This is a genomic window from Pontimicrobium sp. MEBiC01747, from assembly GCF_053601635.1.
In genome coordinates, this window is record NZ_JBSHNS010000048.1 from 1 (window position 1) to 2,105 (window position 2,105).

A 2,105-nucleotide genomic window follows, 5' to 3' on the forward strand; every position below is an offset into this window, starting at 1 on the left:
GGTAACAACAGGTAAGCTATCGCCACAAGAAAAAACAGATTTAAAGTTAAATGTAGTAGGGAAAATTCCAGAAATATTATTAGATAATACCGATAGAAATAGAACATCTCCTTTTGCATTTACAGGAAATAAATTTGAATTTAGAGCAGTTGGATCTAGAGCTAATTGTGCTAACCCAATGACTCTATTAAACTCTATAGTAGCAAAACAATTAATAGAATTTAAAACTGAAGTAGATACGCTTATAGAAAAAAAGGATATGAAAAAGGACGATGCTGTCTTTAACATATTACGAGAATATATTAAAAAATCTAAAACTATTTTATTTGAAGGCAATGGTTATGGAGAGGCCTGGGAAAAAGAAGCAAAAAAACGAGGTTTGAGTAATAATAAAAATACGCCAGAAGCCTTACAAGCAAAAATTTCTAAAAAAGCGATTAAACTATATGAAGGTTTAGGAGTAATGAACTCTGTGGAAATACAAGCACGATACGAAATTGAAATGGAAGATTATATCATGCGAGTACAAATTGAAGGTCGTGTTTTGGGAGACATTGCAAGAAACCATATTGTACCTACAGCAATTAAGTATCAAAACATACTAGTAGAAAATGTAAAAGGACTTAAAGATATCTATGGAGAAGACTATAAACAGGTAGGAAAAGCACAGTTAGAACTTATAGAAGAAATATCTTCTCATATCTTAAAAATTAATGATACAGTTACAAAAATGACTGAAATTCGTAAAAAAGCAAACCTAATAAATGACGTAAGTGTCAAAGCAACAGAATATTGCGAAAAAGTGAAGCCGCTATTCGAAGAGATACGATATCATTGCGATAAGCTAGAACTACTGGTAGATGATGAGTTATGGCCGTTAACCAAGTATAGAGAATTATTGTTCACTAAATAACATTTAAGCCGGCAAAAAAACACTTTTGTCGGCTTTTTTTTACCTAAATTTTTAATTGTAGTAAAAGGATTACGTTTTAATGTATTTTAACGAGCTTTGTGTAAAAATCGTCGAAAACATCGACGAAGTGTATTTAACTTTTAAGGTTCTGGATATATATTAGAGACTATTAATTAATAATCCAATTCAAATGAAAAAACTAATCTTAAGCGCAGCTGCGCTAATGTGTGGAACAGTAATGTTCGCACAAATGAACAACAGCGATGTAACTCAAAATGGAAGCATGAATGCTTCAACTGTTTCTCAAACAGGAATGACAAATGACTCCGATGTAGATCAATGGGGAGATTCAAACACAAACACAGTAACGCAAGATGGCGTTAGTAATGATTCAGATGTAGATTCAAGAGGGGATAATAATACATCTGTAGCAACACAAATTGGAAATGATAACGAGTCTGATATCCATCAAGGATTTGGAACGGGAGCAGGACCAAACGATGGTAATGTTAGTACCGTAGATCAAACAGGTAATAACAATGATGCTCACAACGATCAGTATGGGGATGCTGGTGGTTCTGATGATAATACCTCTAGTCAATCTCAAACAGGAAACGATAACGATTCTTTTGTAGATCAAATTGGAGATAACAATATTTCAGATGTAGACCAAACAGGCAATAACAATGACTCTTTTGTCGGGCAGTATGGAGATGCAAATGATTCGGATGTAGACCAAACTGGAGATGATAATGATTCAGATGTTAATCAAATTGGAGACAATAACCAATCTGTAGTAAGACAAGTTGGTAACAATAACGAATCTGATGTTACACAAACAGGAAACGGAAACGATTCAGAAGTTAGGCAAGGTACTGTTGGCGATAATAACGTAAGTGATGTAGACCAAACAGGAGATGCTAACTTTTCTTTTGCATGGCAAGATGGAAACGATAACGTTGCAGATTTAGATCAAACAGGTAATGATAATTACTCTTATGTAGACCAATGGGGGCACCAAAATAATAGTACTACAGATCAACAAGGAAACAATAACTATTCAGATGTAAGACAAGGTTATGATGGATCTGGACAAGATCATGTAAGTTCGGTAGTGCAAGTTGGAGATGATAACTTCTCTGATGTAGACCAAAGAAATGGTAACGGAAACCTTTCAGATGTTACACAAACA

The 2,105-nt window shown here is 34.1% G+C and carries 1 protein-coding gene and 1 pseudogene; both read left to right on the forward strand.

Features of this window, described 5'->3' with window-relative positions; genetic code table 11:
• Positions 1–913 (forward strand): annotated as a pseudogene (locus ACVC2P_RS00720) (glutamine synthetase type III); the annotation flags it as partial.
• Between the two features lie 190 nt (positions 914–1,103).
• Positions 1,104–2,105: hypothetical protein (locus tag ACVC2P_RS00725; RefSeq protein WP_452596568.1), on the forward strand; the 1,002-nt coding region annotated here is incomplete at its 3' end.